Source organism: Curtobacterium sp. 22159 (assembly GCF_052045775.1).
GTDB lineage: Bacteria > Actinomycetota > Actinomycetes > Actinomycetales > Microbacteriaceae > Curtobacterium.
This window is the reverse complement of sequence record NZ_JBQEPN010000004.1, coordinates 21,323-35,074: the sequence shown is the minus strand read 5'-3', so window position 1 is coordinate 35,074 and position 13,752 is coordinate 21,323. Positions and strand designations below refer to the sequence as shown.

The window sequence follows — 13,752 nt, the reverse complement described above, 5'->3', positions numbered from 1 at the left end:
GCCCCATACCGCGTATGTGCATACTCAGTATGTCCAACGCGGACGGAACGAGGGGGAGTCGACGATGAGCGTACGGATGGGCGTGCTCGCGCTGCTGGTGGGAGGCCCCGGCTACGGGTACCAACTCCGGGGGGAGTTCGAGCACCGGACCGGGGGCAGCTGGCCGCTGAACATCGGCCAGGTCTACACGACCCTCGACCGTCTGGAGCGCGACGGCCTCGTGGCTCGCGGGGACGCCGACGACGACGGACACGTCGTCTACACGGCGACCGACGCCGGCCGCGACGAGGTCGCACGGTGGTTCAGCGAACCCGTGCCGGCGAAGCGCGGACGCGACGAACTCGCGATCAAGTTCGCACTCGCCGTGACCGTGCCGGGGGTCGACGTCGCCCGGCTCGTCCAGGTGCAGCGCGCCGCCGCGGTCCGGCACCTGCAGGACCTCACGCGGCTCAAGCGCACCACGGACCCGGCCGAGGACCTCGCGTGGTCGCTCGTCCTCGAGTCGATGCTCTTCCAGGCCGAGGCCGACGTCCGGTGGCTCGACCACGTCGAGTCGAGCGTGGCGCGGTACCGGCCGCAGGACCACCCCGCACCCGACACGACCAGCGACACCGTCCTGCGGAGCGCCCGGTGAACGCCACGCCGCTCCTCGAGCTCGACGCGGTCAGCGTGCAGTACGGCTCCGGCGCGAAGGCCGTGACCGCGCTCGCCGGCATCGACCTGCAGATCCGCCGCGGCGAGATGGTCGCGGTGATGGGCACGTCCGGGTCGGGCAAGTCGACGCTGCTGGCCTGCGCCGGCACCCTGCTGCCGCCGACGAGCGGCGAGGTCCTCATCGACGGTGACTGGGTGTCCGACCGTCCCGCGAAGGACCTGGCGGCACTGCGTCGTCGTCTGGTCGGCTTCGTGTTCCAGGACTTCAACCTCATCCCCTCGCTCACCGCGGTCGAGAACGTCGCCCTGCCGCTCGAACTCGACGGATGGAAGGCCAGCCGCGCCCGGCGCGCGGCGGAACTCGCACTCGAGAACGTCGAGCTGGGACACCGGGCCGACGCCTTCCCGGACGACCTGTCCGGAGGCCAGCAGCAGCGCGTCGCCATCGCCCGCGGTGTCGTCGGCGAGCGGCGGCTCGTGCTCGCCGACGAACCGACGGGTGCCCTCGACTCCCAGACGGGCGAGGTCGTCCTCCGCATGCTCCGCCGTCACGTGGACGCCGGCGCGGGTGCCCTCCTCGTGACGCACGACGCCCGACACGCGGCGTGGGCCGACCGGATCGTGTTCCTCCGCGACGGCCGGGTGGTCGACGAGACCGTGTACTCCGGCGTCGAGACGGCGCTCACGGACCGGACCGCGTCGTGAGCGAGCGTCGGCCACGAGCCGACGCCGGGACGGGCCGCCGCGGACGAGCCGCGCGTGCGGACCGGTCGGCGCGCGGGCGGACCGAGCGAGTCCGCACACCGTTCGCGCTGCGGCCCGCGCTCCGGCTCGGACGGCGCCTGGCGTTCGCGAAGGCCGGACGGGCGGCGCTCATCGTCGCCCTGATCGGGATCCCGACCGCCGGGTTCGCCGCCGTGTCGGTGCTGGTGCAGTCCACGCAGCCGACCACCGCCGAGTCCCTCCACGCCGACCTCGGACACGCGACCGCGCGGATGCAGGTGGTCGGCCCGGACGCACCGGGCATGCGGCAGGACCCCGTGCAGTGGCAGTACACGACGACGGCGCCGGGCAGCGCAGCGGCGAAGGCCGACGGCGCTCCGGACGCCACCGACGTCCTGCACCGGGTCCCCGCCGGCGCGGTGTCGATCCCGGTCGGGTCGACGTCGATCGTGGTGCAGGGACCGAAGGGGCCGATCGGGATCCAGGCGGTCGAGGGTGCGGTGTGGTCACCGGTCCTCGACGGGCACTGGCACGTGCTCGACGGTCGCGCGCCGACGAGCCGCGACGAACTCATGGTGACCCCGGCCACGCTCGAGCGGCTCGGTGCCGCCATCGGTGACACCGTCGACCTGACCGACCCGGTCACGAAGCGGTTCACGATCACGGGCACCCTGCGGGACGCCGCGACGGCTCCCGACGCGCAGGGGGTGTTCCTGCCGTGGGGCACGACGCTCCCGGCGGACACCGACGACCCCACCGCGAACGCCGACCTCACCGTGTACCTGGCCTCGGACACGCCGACCTGGGCGGAGATCCGCGCGCTCAACGCCCACGGCGTCGTCGTCGAGTCCCGGCCCGTCGTGCTCGACCCGCCGGACGAGCGGATCGACGGCGGTGCGGCGGGCGGCACGCTGGGCTGGTACCTGGGCGCGATGGCCCTGCTCGGCGTGTTCGCGATGTTCGAGGTGTCGCTGCTCGCCGGGGCGGCGTTCCTCGTCGGGACGAGGGCGGACACGCGTTCGTACGCGATCGTGACGAGCGTCGGCGGTGAACGTCGGTTCGTGCGGACGATCGTCGCGGGTTCGGGGCTCGTGCTCGGCGTGACGGGCGCCGTGCTCGGCGTCGCGCTCGGTACCGGCATCGGCGTCCTCGCGTTCCACGTCGTCGACGACGGGGACGTCGGCACCTGGCCCGGACTCCACGTCCCCGTGCTCCTGCTGCTCGCGATCGGCGGTGCGGGTGTGCTGGCCGGTCTCGTGTCCGCCCTCGTCGCGGCGCGTGCGGCCACCCGCGTGAACGTCCTCGCCGCGCTGCGTGGATCACTCCGACCGGCTGCCGTGACCCCTCGTTCGGAACGCCGACGACGGATCTGGGCACCGGTGCTGGTCGTGTCGGGTGCCCTCATGACGCTGGCGTGCGGCGTCGGGGTGCTCCTGCTGAACGACCGTCCGGTCCAGGAGGACCAGCTGGCCTGGGTCGTGGGCGCGGGCGTCGCGATCGGTCCCTGCCTCATGCAGATCGGCGTGGCGATGTCCTCGCCGTGGCTGCTCGCGCTCGTCGCCCGGTGCTCCACGCGGCTCGGCCTGTCGGCACGGCTCGCCGCCCGGGACGCCCGTCGGAACCCCGTGCGGACGGTCCCGGTGCTGGCGAGCGTGATGAGCGTCGTGTTCGTCGCCTCGGTCGCCGTGACGTGGAGCGCGTCGCAGCACGCCGGGTACGTCCGCGACTACGAGTACCGGACCGCCGTCGGGGTCGCGACGGCCGACGTGTCGGTCTCGGGCGACGAGGGGAGCACTGCCGGGTACGACGCGGCCCTGACCGCGCACGCCGCCGAGGTGGTGGCGGGCGTGCTGCGCGAGGACCGGATCCGGGTGCTGGCGGTCGTGGGCGAGCAGCCCGGCGAACGCCCGAGCACCGTCACGCTGCCGCACGACTGGGTCCGTCACGACTGCACGGTGAACGACACCACCTCGTGTTCGCGGTACCTGACGTCCCGTGACAGCTCGTCACCGCACATCTGGGTCGGGACGGTCGACGACTACGCGGTCCTCACCGGGCACCGGCCCTCGACGGCCGTCCGCGACGCACTGCGTTCCGGGCGCGCGGTGTCGCTCTGGCCGGAGTACGAGCGGGACGGCCAGGTGCGCCTGGACACCTTCCGTGATCAGACCTGGGAGGGACCGGCGATCACCGATCGGACCCGTCCGGACGCCACCACGACGATCCCCGCCGTGCGCGACGTACAGACGCCGCGCATCCAGGTGGGTGTCTTCATGACCCGCGAGACCGCCGCACGGTACCGCGTGCCCGCAGTCGACGGGATGCTCGTGACCACGCAGTCGTCCGCCCTCACGCCGGACCAGTGGGACGCACTGACGTCCGCGTGGCAGAGCTTCGGCGGAGCGGACCGCGACCGGTGGGGCGGTCCGTCGTTCGTGTACGAGGAGGGCCCGGTCGACGCGCAGGGCATCGTCACGGCGATCGTCCTCGCGCTGGCGGCCGCGGTGACGATCGGCGCCACCGCCGTGGCGATCGGCTTGGCCCGCTCGGACGGCCGTCGGGACGACGAGGTGCTCGACGCGGTCGGTGCCGCACCGGTCCTGCGCCGGCGGGTGTCCGCGTGGCAGGCAGCGATCCTCACGACCGTGGGAGCGGTGATCGGCACGGTGCTCGGCCTGCTGCCGATCCGCGCGCTCACGCTCCGGTTCACGGCCGGGCCGGTCGGCACGACGCACATGCCGTTCGTCGCCGACTGGCCGGTCCTGGCGCTGCTCGCGATCGGGCTGCCGCTGGTGGTGACCGCGGGGACGTGGCTCTCGACCGGACGCCGCCGGCGCGTGGCGGTCCGGCGCACGCCCTGAGCGCCGCACGGGCCGGACGGGGCGGACCCGCCGGACGTGCCGTGCACACCGATCCGCCGCCGGGGACACGCTGGGAACAGCCACGAGGACCCACAGCGAACCGCCGGGTTCCCCAGCTCTGGGGACTGGCATCGAACACCGATCCGAGGGAGAACTGTTCTCGTGTCCCGCACTCCTCGGCTCGCCCTCGTCGCGAGCATCGTCACCGCTGCCTGCCTCGTCGCGGGCGGCTCCCTCGTCGTCGGCAGCGCCGTCGTCTCCGCGACCAGCGCCGCCGCCGAGCGCGTCCCGGCCGCGACCGGCGGCGCGCAGGCACCCGTCGAGCGGGCGGACACCCGCGCGCGGGCCGAGGGCGCGACGAGTGTCCGCGGACGAGAGGTCGTGCGCGGCCCGCTCGGCACGGGCGACCGCGCGGGGGCGATCACCTTCGCCTACGCCGGTGACTCGATCACGGCGCGGCCGGACTCGTGGTTGCACGACCTGGTGCCGGACACGCGGTTCCACGCGGTCGGCGGCTACGCCCACAGCGGGTACCGGTCGGACCAGGTGCTCCACGAGATCGGCCCGGTGGACGACGCGGACGTCCTCGTCGTCGAGCTCGGGACGAACGACGTCAACCAGGCCGTCCCGACCGCCACGACGATCACGAACGTAGATGCCGTGGTCCGGAAGGTCGGCGCCCGGCACGTGCTCGTCGTCGCGGGGCCGCCCTCGGACTGGACGAGCAGCCGCTGGGGTGCCGACCGCCGCACCGGGCAGCGCGTCCTCAGCCGGGCGCTCGCGCGGGACGCCGCGGAGCACGGCTGGTCGTACGTCGACCCGTTCGTGGACTTCCGCCAGACGGACGGCGCGTGGGTCCCCGGCGCCTCGTCGGACGGCATCCACGGTGACGCCGCCACGAACGTCGTCGTCGCCCGGGTCATGGCGGAGGCGATCGGCGAGGCCGCTCGCTGATCGCCCAGAACTGCAGAGAATCGTCTGCAAAGAAGTACTTGCAAAGGTTTCTTTGCGGTTCTAGACTCGCGGCATGCCATCCGAAGCACGCGTCCTCGACCTGCCGTCGATGAAGGCACTGAGCCACCCGCTGCGCTCCCAGCTCTTCAACGAGCTCGCCGCGCACGGCCCGGCCACCGCGACGACCCTCGCCGACAAGGTGGGTGAGTCGACCGGCTCGACCAGTTACCACCTCCGCCAACTCGAGAAGCACGGGTTCATCGAAGAGGTCGAGGGGCGCGGGAACGGCCGGGAACGCTGGTGGCGTCGCGTCCCGGTCGCCGTCCAGTCGGGCGGGTCCGACGGTCCGCAGTCCCCGGCGGGGATCGCCGCCGCGCGGCTGCTGGCATCGGGGTCGAACGAGTTCTCCGAGCAGGTCATCCGCGAGTTCATCGCCCGTGACCAGGAGACCATGGCGCGCGGGTGGCGGGACGCGTCCGACCTCTCGGTCGCGATCATGCGCCTGACGCCGTCGGAACTCCACGAGCTCATGACCGGCATCCACGAGGTCGTCGACGCCTTCCGCGACCGCCACGTGCTCGACGACGCGTCCGACCCCGACACCAGCCGCGTCTTCATCCGGCTGGCGGCGGTCCCGATCTTCGACGGCGAACAGGAGGAACGATGAGCGCCGCACTCCACCTCACCGAGGTCGGCCCGGTCGAACGGGCCGCCCACCGCATCGGCACGGCACTGCTCCGGTGGAGCGAGTCGCGCGCCGCCCGCGCCGGCCTCCCAGACCGCCCGACATCGTGCGCCGACCGGACGACAGTGCGTCTCGCGTTCGAGGAGCGCCAGGCCCGGGAGGCACGCGAGCGCCACTGGGACGCGCTCGCCGCCGTCGCTCCCCGGCTCCGCTGACGGCACGTCACCGGTCGACGCAGAACGACTCGACGTCGACGTGGACCCCGTCCGCCCCGCCGCCGAGACGCATCCGCGCCACCGCGGCGTCACCGCGCACCGGCATGACGAGGTCGACCCCCATCGCACGGTCCACGGCCGCGTAGCCCGCGGCCTCCCATCCGGCCAGGACTCGCGGGGCGAGGTCCTGCGGCCGGGTCGTCGGCAGCACGAGTGATCCGCTCCAGCGTCCCCGTCCGTCCTCGCAGGCCTCCTCGACCAGGACGACGGCGGGTGGATCGGCCCGTGCCGGCGTCGGCGACCCGAGGTCGTCGAGCGGGCCGGCCCACCGGATCGTGTCCTCCAGCATCGTCCGCGTGCCCGACTCGATCGACGCAGCATCGAGCGAGGTCGTGGTCGTCGGCGTCGGCCCCGGCCAGTCCTCGGGCGACGGGACAGGGTGCTGCGTCGAGCGTCCGTCGACCCTGTGCTCCTCGAGCAGCGAGCCGTCGGGCAGCCCGCTCCCGGTGAACAGGGGACCGACCGCGAGCGCGCCGACGAGCCACACGGACACGGCGGCATCCACCGGCCACGTGCCCGTCTGCGAGGGTCGGCCGTCGTCCGCCGCCGTGCGGGCGCGACGACCACGCAGGACCAGCGCGGTCGCGAGGAACCCCGCACCGGCGACGACCACGGGGGCCTCGACCGACAGCGGGACGACCCCGAGGCCGAGCCCCCACCACGCCGCGGGCAGAGCACAGCCGACCGCCATGGTGCCGTACGTCGACACGACGAGGAACGTCTCCCGGCGCGGCAGCGGCTCCGCGGACGCCGGCTTCCGCAGCACGATCCACGCCGCGGCCGCCACGGCGTTGACGACGACGCCGATCCGACCGAGTGCGAGACCGACGATCTGCCCGAACCCCCACCAGGGAAGGATGTCGGGCTGAGCGCCGATGATCGTGTACCACACCGACCCCGCGAGGTGCAGCAGCACGAGCACGCCGGCGACCCCGAGGAGGTACAGCGCCCACGCCCACCTCGGGATGCCGAGCCGACGGAGCGCAGCCGCAGCGAACAGCACCGAGACGGGGAGCAGGAGGAGCAGCCCGATCGCCGCCACACCGTCGAACGCATCGGGATCCACGCGCCGAGGCTACGGGCCGACGGGGCGGCGAGCAGCGCCGGCGGGCGGGACTGTGTCCGGCGGCCCATCGGGAGGCACGTGGCGGGGCCGGTCCGCGCCTCCCGTCCGCCCGTGCACCACGTGCTCAGTCCGGGAGGGGTTCCGCGTAGGTGCGGAAGCCGTCACGCTCCGTGTGGATCGCCCACAGGCGCTCGGCGATGGACTCCCCGGAGTGCTCCGGCTGCCCGTCGTCGATGCCGAAGGGGATGATGAGCTGGCCGACGTGGACGTCCTCGTCCCGGACCGCGTCGTGCAGGAGCTGGGCGTACGCACTCTCCCCGGCGAAGGCGACCGAGGTCCCGGTGACCCGCACGCCGGGACGGACCGCACTCCCGCCGTTCACGAACAGGATCGTGCCGCGACCGAGCGCCCGCATGCCGGGGAGCACCTGACGGACCGCCGTCACCGAGCCGTACACCGAGAACTCGATCGGGCCGACGAGGTCCTCCGCCGTCGTCTCGAGCACCGGCCGCATGTACTCCTTCGCCGGGAGTGGGCTGTACTGGAGCACCTCGATCGGACCGAGCTGCTCGGTGGCACGCTCGAGCGCCGTGCGGAGCGAGTCGCCGTCCCGGACGTTCGCGGCGAAGCCGGCCGCGGTGTACCCGCGCTCGCGGAGTTCCGCGGCGAGACCGTCGAGGCGGTCCTGGTTGCGGGCGACCAGGGCGATGGAGAAGCCCTCCCGCCCGAAACGGTCGGCGACGGCGAGGCCGAGGCCCTTGCCGGCTCCGACGATGGCGATGGTGGTCATGACGTGTCCTTCCGGTCGTGGGTCGTCGCCGGGCTCAGGGTCCGGTGACGACGAGGGGGTTCGCGACCTCGACCTCGCCGTGGTCGACCAGCCAGCGGACGGCGTCGAGCACCGTCGCCTCCGCGGTGTGGGCGGGCTGGTAGCCGAGCAGTCGGCGTGGCTTCTCGGTGCTGAAGGCCTGACTGCGGGACAGGTGCTGCCAACTGGCGTCCGCGTGCTCGGGAGCCGTGGTCTCGCGGAACCGGTCCCACGTGACGGACTCGAGCCGCGCCTCCTGGCCGAACCAGGACGCCGCCAGATGGGCGTACCCGCGCGCCGTGAGCGCCGTCGGCGCGGTGATGAAGAAGTCCTCGCCCGCCGCCGCGTCCCGGTGCTCGACGGCGAGCTGGAAGGCCTGCGCCACGTCGTCGGCGTGCACGTGGGCCATCGTCTCGGCGCCGAGGCCGGGGACCTCGACCACCGCACCGGCGGACAGCGCGGCCCACACCCCGGGGTCGAGGTTGCCGAGCGGCCCGATCGGCGCCCAGCCCGGGCCACTGATGTGACCGGGGTGCAGCGACGTCGTTGCGAGACCCCCTGAGGCGGTTTCCTGCTTGAGCATCCGGGCGATCGCGTCCTTCTGCGTCCCGTACTCACCGAACGGAGGCGTCGCGTTCTCCTCGGTGACCGGCAGCACGTGCGAGACGCCGGCGCGCCAGATCGACCCGCAGTGCACGAGGTGCGTCCCGGTTCCCCGGAGCGCGGCCACGAGCGCTTCCGCGGACGACAGCGTGAAGCAGACGAGGTCGACCACGGCGTCGGCACGGAGCCCGGCGATCCGGTCGCCGAACGTGCCGTCGCGGTCCTCCTGCTCGCGGTCCGCGATGACCCGTTCGACCCGCTCCCACTCGGGGCCGTCGGCGTACGGGGTGCTCGTGCCCCGGGTCACCGTCACGACCTCGTGGCCGGCGCGGACGAGACGGGGGACGAGGAACGTGCCGATGTGACCGGTGGCTCCGACGACGACGATGCGCATGCCGGTCACCGTAGGCCGGTGCGGCTGTGCGGCCCGCGGCTCAGTCGGCGGTGACGACCTTGACCGACCCCGCGATGGTGGCCGCGTCCTCGGCGAGCGCGACGACCGGGTCGGGGAGCCCCGTGGAACCGACGAGCTTGCGGGCGCCCCAGCCGACGAAGCTGCCGACGAGCGCACCGAGACCGCCGAGGATCGCACCCTCGATGCGCAGGTCACGCTTGCCCGTGGTCCCCAGGGCCGCTCCGGCGAGCGCGCCGGCACCGACGCGTCCGACGAGCCCCGTGGGCGAGATGCGGTTCGGGGTCTTCGGCAGCTTGTCCCCGATGAGCTCACCGACGGCGGAGGCGACGAGGAGTCCGCGTCCGAGCGGCGTGCTGAAGACCTTCCACTGCTGCCACGACCCCTTCAGCGAGGAACGGTCGTGGTTCAGCGCCAGGACGGCCAGGGGCGTGGCGCTCCGGCCGCCGCTGAGGATGCCCAGCACGAGGGTGCGGACCAGGGTGTGCTGCTCGTTCTGCTTGCTCATGGGTTCTCCTGTCGTGTCGGTTCGGAACCTACTCCCGCACCCCTGGTCGCCGGGGCTCCGCAGTCGCCACGAGTAGCGTCCGGCGCATGAGCAACGTCATCGTCCTCGGCGGCCACGGCAAGGTCGCACTCCTCGCCACCCGGATCCTCACCGACCGCGGACACACGGTCACGTCGGTCATCCGCAATCCCGACCAGGGCGACGAGGTCCGCTCCCACGGCGGTCGGCCGCTCGTGGCGGACATCCAGCAGCAGACCCTCACCGGCTTCGCGAAGCTCCTCGGTGGGCACGACGCCGTGGTGTGGTCGGCCGGGGCCGGCGGCAGCTCGGCGGAGCGCACCTGGGCGATCGACCGCGACGCCGCGATCCTCTCGATGCAGGGTGCCGTGCGGGCCGGCGTCGACCGCTACGTTATGGTGTCGTGGTCCGGGTCGGTCCTCGACCACGGCGTGCCGCAGGACGACGACTTCTTCGCGTACGCGCAGTCGAAGGTGATCGCCGACGCCGTGCTCCGCGACTCCGACCTGCGGTGGACGGTCGTCGCGCCGAGCACCCTGACGGACGACGACGCCACGGGGGCGATCGGTTGGGACGGGTCCGCGACCGAGGTGCCGCGCGGCGACGTCGCGCACGTCGTGGCGGACGCGATCGAGGACGAGGGCACGGTCGGGCGGACGATCCGGTTCAACACCGGATCCACGCCGATCGCCGAGTTCCTGCGGGCCTGACCGTGCCCGGATCGACGGTCCTCTTCGTGCACGGTGCGCTCGTGCGCGACGGGACGTGGTGGTGGGCGCCCACCGCGGACCTGCTCCGCCAGCGCACGGGCGTGGACAGTCACGCGCTCGCACTGCCGTCCTGCGGTGAGACGGGAACCGGCGGGGGTCTGCGGGAGGACGCCGCGGCCCTGCGCCGGGCGCTCGACGCACTCCCGTCGGCCATCGTCGTCGGGCACTCCTACGGCGGCACGGTGATCGCCGAGGCCGGACGGCACCCCGCCGTCGAGCACCTGCTGCTCGTGTCGAGCTACCTGCCGGAGATCGGCGAGACGCAGGGGTCGATCATGTCCGGCGAACTGGACCCGGTCGCGGTGCGTCCCGACGACTCCGGACGGATCGTCCTCGACGGCTACGACGAGCGGTCCTTCGGCGCACGGTTCCTGCAGGACACCGACGAAGCCACGCAGCGCGCCGCGTGGGACCGTGTCACGGCGCAGGACGCCGGGGCGTTCGGGACGCCGACCACCGCCGCGGGGTGGGTCGGGGTCGACTCGACCGCCGTGGTGTGCGGCGACGACCGCTCCACCACGGCGGCCCTCCAGCGGGTGCACGCAGCACGTGCCACACGGTCGGTCGAGCTCCCGACGGGGCACCACCCGTTCATCAGCCGTCCGGACCTCGTCGTCGAGCAGATCGAGGCGTTCCTCGACCACTGAGACGGCCGCCGACGCGGAGCACCGACCGGCGCTGCGACACGAGCCGGAGCGGGCAGCGGCCTGACGACCGCCCGGCGGGTCAACCCCGGCGGGCCGCCTGCCAGGTGTCGCGCGGCAGCACGCCGAACTCGTCCCGGTAGCTGGCGGCGAACCGTCCGAGGTGCGCGAAGCCCGAGTCCCGCGCCACCTCGCCGACGCTCCGTTCGTCCCCGGACTCGAGCCCCTCGCGTGCGAGCAACAGCCGGATGCGCCGGAGGTAGGTCGTCGGGGTGATGCCGTGGTGTCGCCGGAACGCGTCCTGCAGGCCGCGCACACTCAACCCTGCTGCGGTCGCGACGTCGTCGACGGTGATCTGCTCGGTGGCGTGCTCGAGCAGGAAGCCCTCGGCACGGGCGAACCGGGCGGCTGCGGCGGTCCGGGGCTGGTCCTGTCCGACCGGCCAGTGCGGGATCGCCGTGAGCAGGCCGCCGGCGGCGAACCGTGTGAGCTCGCGTTCGTGTTCCTCCGTGACCTCCTCCGGCCCCTGGAGCACCGCGGCGGCGACGGAGCGCACCATGAGCCACCAGGCGGCGAGCGCCGGCCCCTCCGGGATGTGGTGCGGCTCGAACTCGATCGGTCCGGGCCGCCAGGCGCCGCGCTCGGCCGCCACCTGCTCCACGGTCGTCCGGTCGATGCGGACGAGGTCGAGTTGGAAGCCGTCCCACCGGACCTCCTGCGGGTCGTGCCGGAACAGCACCGGGCGACCGGTCGGGACGCCGTCGCCGTCGACGGCCGCGCGGCCGGCCTTGAGCCAGAACACGACCATCGCGGACTCGGCCTCGACCGTCGCCTCGACGGTGCCCGTGCTGGCCATCGACACGAGGGACAGCAGGTCCGAGCCACGGCGCCGTTCCTCGAGCGAGAACTCCGACGGCCCGGTCTCGATCCGGGCGTGGCGCACGTCGGGGATGCGCGTGACGATGTCCGCCGCCTCGGTCGGGTCGTAGGTCAGGGCGGACCACTGCGCCCGCCGCATGATCTCGCTCACGGTGCCGTCACCGCCCGGAGCGCGTCGTCGTCGGCCAGGACCGCGTCCGCGATCTGCCGTGCGACCTGCTCGGGCCGCGTGTCGGTGGTGTCGACGACCTCGGCCGCGGCGTGCAGCCAGGTGCGTGCGGCTTCGGCGTACGGCTCGACACGGCTGAAGCGGAAGTCCGAGGGGCCCATGTCGGTGTCGTTCCGGATCCGGTCCAGCAGGGTCGTCTGGTCGGTGTGGAGCACGAAGTGGCGGACGGGGATGCCGTGCCCGGCGAGGCCGGCGGCGATCTCGCGCCAGTACCGTTCGACGAGCACCGTCTGCGGCATGACCAGCATGCCGCCGGCGTAGTCCAGGACGCGTCGGGCGGTCTCGACGACGAGGGGGCGCCACGGGTCCCAGTGCTGGAAGTCGTCGGTGGGTCGGAGCAGCGGCCGGATGTCCATCAGGGTCTCGCCGACCTTCTCGGGGTCGAGCAGCCGGGCATCCGGCAGGAGCGGTTGCAGGAGCCTGCTCGTGGTCGTCTTGCCGACGCCGTGCGTGCCGTTGATCCAGACGATCATGTCCGGAACGTAGCGCATCCGGGCGTCGGACGGGAGGCGCGGTGCGTGTCGGACGCGCACCGCGCCTCCTGGACGGGGCGCGTCGTGACGCGCCCCGCGTTCTCCGGTCAGGCCCGGTCGTGCAGCGTCACGTGGTACCCGTCCGGGTCGGCGAAGGTGAAGGTACGGCCGAACGGGCCGTCGACGGGTGCCGAGACGATGGTGTGTCCGTCGGCGACGAGTGCGTCGTGGATCGCCTGGACCCCGGTCGCGTGCAGCCAGATCGCCGCCCCGATGCCCGGCTGGGGCGTGGCGTCGAGGTCGGTTCCGGGGACGGCGTCCCGCAGTGCGAACGCGATCGGGGTGGTCTCGAAGACGACGGCGTGCGGAGGGCCGGACTGCGCGCGGACCAGGCCGAGGTAGTGCTCGTAGAACGCTTGCGACGCGTCGAGGTCGCGGGTCTGCAGCGAGATGAAGTCGGGGCCGGTGACGGGCATGGGTACTCCTCGGTGTCTAATCTGTGTCAGTTTTCTGACACTCGAGAACCTATGTCAGACTACTGACATGCGTCAAGACGACGACCGCATCGACCTGGACACGTCCCTCGGTTACCTCCTCAAGGAGGCCTCGAGTGCCCTGCGCGCGGCCATGGAGTCCGTGCTGCGACCCCTCGGCATGACCATCACCCACTACTCGTGCCTCGAACTCCTCGCGCAGCGGCCCGGGCTGTCGAACTCCGAGCTCGCCCGCGGCGCCTTCGTCACACGACAGTCCATGAACGTGCTGCTGCAGGCGCTCGAACGGGACGGCTCCGTGACCAGACCGGCCGAGGCGCCGGTGGGGAAGGCGCTCCCGGCACAGCTCACGGCGCGCGGGCGGGAGCGCCTCGACGAGGCCTCGGCGGCGGTGCGCGGCGTCGAGGTGCGGATGCTCAGCGGCATGACACCGGGGGAGCAGGAGGCCGCGCTCCGAGCACTCCGCAGCATGGTGCGGGCGTTGCGCGACGATGCGTGAGCTGCGCCGGCGGCATCGCCGGTCAGCGCCCCGCCACCCGCAGCCCGTCGACCACCACCGCGGTGGCCTACGCCATCGCGCAGCCCGCCGGCGTCGACGTCGGCGAGGTCGTCGTCCGGCCGACGGCGCAGAGCTGACGGACTGGAGGCGCGGTGCACGTCGGCACCGCGCCTCCGGTCGGTCCGTGGCCCGGTCGG

At 73.3% G+C, this 13,752-nt stretch carries 17 protein-coding genes; 10 read left to right on the top strand and 7 right to left on the bottom strand.

Features of this window, described 5'->3' with window-relative positions; genetic code table 11:
* The first annotated feature begins 64 nt into the window (after positions 1-64).
* From ACTJKO_RS05895 to ACTJKO_RS05870, 6 genes are all read left to right on the top strand, one after another.
* Entirely contained in the window at positions 65-634 is a 570-nt protein-coding gene (locus ACTJKO_RS05895) for a PadR family transcriptional regulator (RefSeq protein ID WP_440686665.1), read from the top strand.
* Positions 631-1,359 (top strand): ABC transporter ATP-binding protein, encoded by a 729-nt coding sequence (locus ACTJKO_RS05890; protein ID WP_440686663.1) that lies wholly within the window; start codon positions 631-633, stop codon positions 1,357-1,359. Before ACTJKO_RS05895 ends, ACTJKO_RS05890 begins: the two co-directional genes overlap by 4 nt.
* Complete coding sequence (locus ACTJKO_RS05885; RefSeq protein WP_440686661.1) at positions 1,356-4,238, top strand: hypothetical protein; 2,883 nt, start codon at positions 1,356-1,358, stop codon at positions 4,236-4,238. Before ACTJKO_RS05890 ends, ACTJKO_RS05885 begins: the two co-directional genes overlap by 4 nt.
* 162 nt (positions 4,239-4,400) lie before the next feature.
* Positions 4,401-5,192, top strand: a complete 792-nt coding sequence (locus tag ACTJKO_RS05880) for an SGNH/GDSL hydrolase family protein (protein ID WP_440686659.1) — start codon at positions 4,401-4,403, stop codon at positions 5,190-5,192.
* Positions 5,193-5,265: 73 nt separating this feature from the next.
* Positions 5,266-5,859, top strand: coding sequence for an ArsR/SmtB family transcription factor (locus ACTJKO_RS05875; RefSeq protein ID WP_440686657.1), 594 nt, complete (start codon positions 5,266-5,268; stop codon positions 5,857-5,859).
* Positions 5,856-6,092 (top strand): hypothetical protein, encoded by a 237-nt coding sequence (locus tag ACTJKO_RS05870; protein WP_440686655.1) that lies wholly within the window; start codon positions 5,856-5,858, stop codon positions 6,090-6,092. Before ACTJKO_RS05875 ends, ACTJKO_RS05870 begins: the two co-directional genes overlap by 4 nt.
* Positions 6,093-6,099: 7 nt before the next feature.
* Here ACTJKO_RS05870 and ACTJKO_RS05865 read toward each other — a convergent pair whose 3' ends face one another.
* The 4 genes from ACTJKO_RS05865 to ACTJKO_RS05850 form a co-directional block, all read right to left on the bottom strand.
* Entirely contained in the window at positions 6,100-7,218 is a 1,119-nt protein-coding gene (locus ACTJKO_RS05865; RefSeq protein WP_440686653.1) for a hypothetical protein, read from the bottom strand.
* Between the two features lie 124 nt (positions 7,219-7,342).
* On the bottom strand, positions 7,343-8,008 hold the full coding sequence (locus ACTJKO_RS05860; RefSeq protein WP_440686651.1) for an SDR family NAD(P)-dependent oxidoreductase: 666 nt from the start codon (positions 8,006-8,008) through the stop codon (positions 7,343-7,345).
* A gap of 34 nt (positions 8,009-8,042) precedes the next feature.
* A complete protein-coding gene (locus ACTJKO_RS05855) occupies positions 8,043-9,023 on the bottom strand; it encodes an NAD-dependent epimerase/dehydratase family protein (RefSeq protein ID WP_440686648.1) in 981 nt (326 codons plus the stop codon).
* Between the two features lie 40 nt (positions 9,024-9,063).
* Complete coding sequence (locus ACTJKO_RS05850; RefSeq protein ID WP_440686646.1) at positions 9,064-9,549, bottom strand: DUF4126 family protein; 486 nt, start codon at positions 9,547-9,549, stop codon at positions 9,064-9,066.
* Positions 9,550-9,635: 86 nt separating this feature from the next.
* Here ACTJKO_RS05850 and ACTJKO_RS05845 point away from each other — a divergent pair, with 86 nt between their 5' ends.
* Positions 9,636-10,277: an NAD(P)H-binding protein gene (locus ACTJKO_RS05845; RefSeq protein WP_440686644.1), complete on the top strand. Its 642-nt coding sequence runs from the start codon at positions 9,636-9,638 to the stop codon at positions 10,275-10,277.
* Between the two features lie 2 nt (positions 10,278-10,279).
* Entirely contained in the window at positions 10,280-10,984 is a 705-nt protein-coding gene (locus ACTJKO_RS05840) for an alpha/beta hydrolase (protein WP_440686642.1), read from the top strand.
* A gap of 79 nt (positions 10,985-11,063) precedes the next feature.
* Here ACTJKO_RS05840 and ACTJKO_RS05835 read toward each other — a convergent pair whose 3' ends face one another.
* The 3 genes from ACTJKO_RS05835 to ACTJKO_RS05825 form a co-directional block, all read right to left on the bottom strand.
* Positions 11,064-12,011: a helix-turn-helix domain-containing protein gene (locus ACTJKO_RS05835; protein ID WP_440686640.1), complete on the bottom strand. Its 948-nt coding sequence runs from the start codon at positions 12,009-12,011 to the stop codon at positions 11,064-11,066.
* The gene (locus ACTJKO_RS05830; protein ID WP_440686638.1) at positions 12,008-12,562 is read right to left on the bottom strand and encodes an AAA family ATPase; all 555 of its coding nucleotides are present in this window, start codon (positions 12,560-12,562) and stop codon (positions 12,008-12,010) included. The genes ACTJKO_RS05835 and ACTJKO_RS05830 overlap by 4 nt, the downstream gene beginning before the upstream one ends.
* Positions 12,563-12,669: 107 nt before the next feature.
* A complete protein-coding gene (locus ACTJKO_RS05825) occupies positions 12,670-13,038 on the bottom strand; it encodes a VOC family protein (RefSeq protein ID WP_440686636.1) in 369 nt (122 codons plus the stop codon).
* Between the two features lie 67 nt (positions 13,039-13,105).
* Between ACTJKO_RS05825 and ACTJKO_RS05820 the strand changes: the two genes are divergently transcribed.
* On the top strand, positions 13,106-13,555 hold the full coding sequence (locus ACTJKO_RS05820) for a MarR family winged helix-turn-helix transcriptional regulator (RefSeq protein WP_440686634.1): 450 nt from the start codon (positions 13,106-13,108) through the stop codon (positions 13,553-13,555).
* Entirely contained in the window at positions 13,552-13,692 is a 141-nt protein-coding gene (locus ACTJKO_RS05815) for a hypothetical protein (RefSeq protein ID WP_440686632.1), read from the top strand. The genes ACTJKO_RS05820 and ACTJKO_RS05815 overlap by 4 nt, the downstream gene beginning before the upstream one ends.
* The last annotated feature ends 60 nt before the right edge of the window (positions 13,693-13,752 follow it).

Coding starts and splice junctions, on each gene's coding strand:
- ACTJKO_RS05875 (WP_440686657.1), top strand. CDS start 5,266: ATGCCATCCGAAGCACGCGTCCTCGACCTGCCGTCGATGAAGGCACTG.
- ACTJKO_RS05845 (WP_440686644.1), top strand. CDS start 9,636: ATGAGCAACGTCATCGTCCTCGGCGGCCACGGCAAGGTCGCACTCCTC.
- ACTJKO_RS05825 (WP_440686636.1), bottom strand. CDS start 13,038: ATGCCCGTCACCGGCCCCGACTTCATCTCGCTGCAGACCCGCGACCTC.
- ACTJKO_RS05895 (WP_440686665.1), top strand. CDS start 65: ATGAGCGTACGGATGGGCGTGCTCGCGCTGCTGGTGGGAGGCCCCGGC.
- ACTJKO_RS05850 (WP_440686646.1), bottom strand. CDS start 9,549: ATGAGCAAGCAGAACGAGCAGCACACCCTGGTCCGCACCCTCGTGCTG.
- ACTJKO_RS05860 (WP_440686651.1), bottom strand. CDS start 8,008: ATGACCACCATCGCCATCGTCGGAGCCGGCAAGGGCCTCGGCCTCGCC.
- ACTJKO_RS05870 (WP_440686655.1), top strand. CDS start 5,856: ATGAGCGCCGCACTCCACCTCACCGAGGTCGGCCCGGTCGAACGGGCC.
- ACTJKO_RS05855 (WP_440686648.1), bottom strand. CDS start 9,023: ATGCGCATCGTCGTCGTCGGAGCCACCGGTCACATCGGCACGTTCCTC.
- ACTJKO_RS05820 (WP_440686634.1), top strand. CDS start 13,106: ATGCGTCAAGACGACGACCGCATCGACCTGGACACGTCCCTCGGTTAC.
- ACTJKO_RS05830 (WP_440686638.1), bottom strand. CDS start 12,562: ATGATCGTCTGGATCAACGGCACGCACGGCGTCGGCAAGACGACCACG.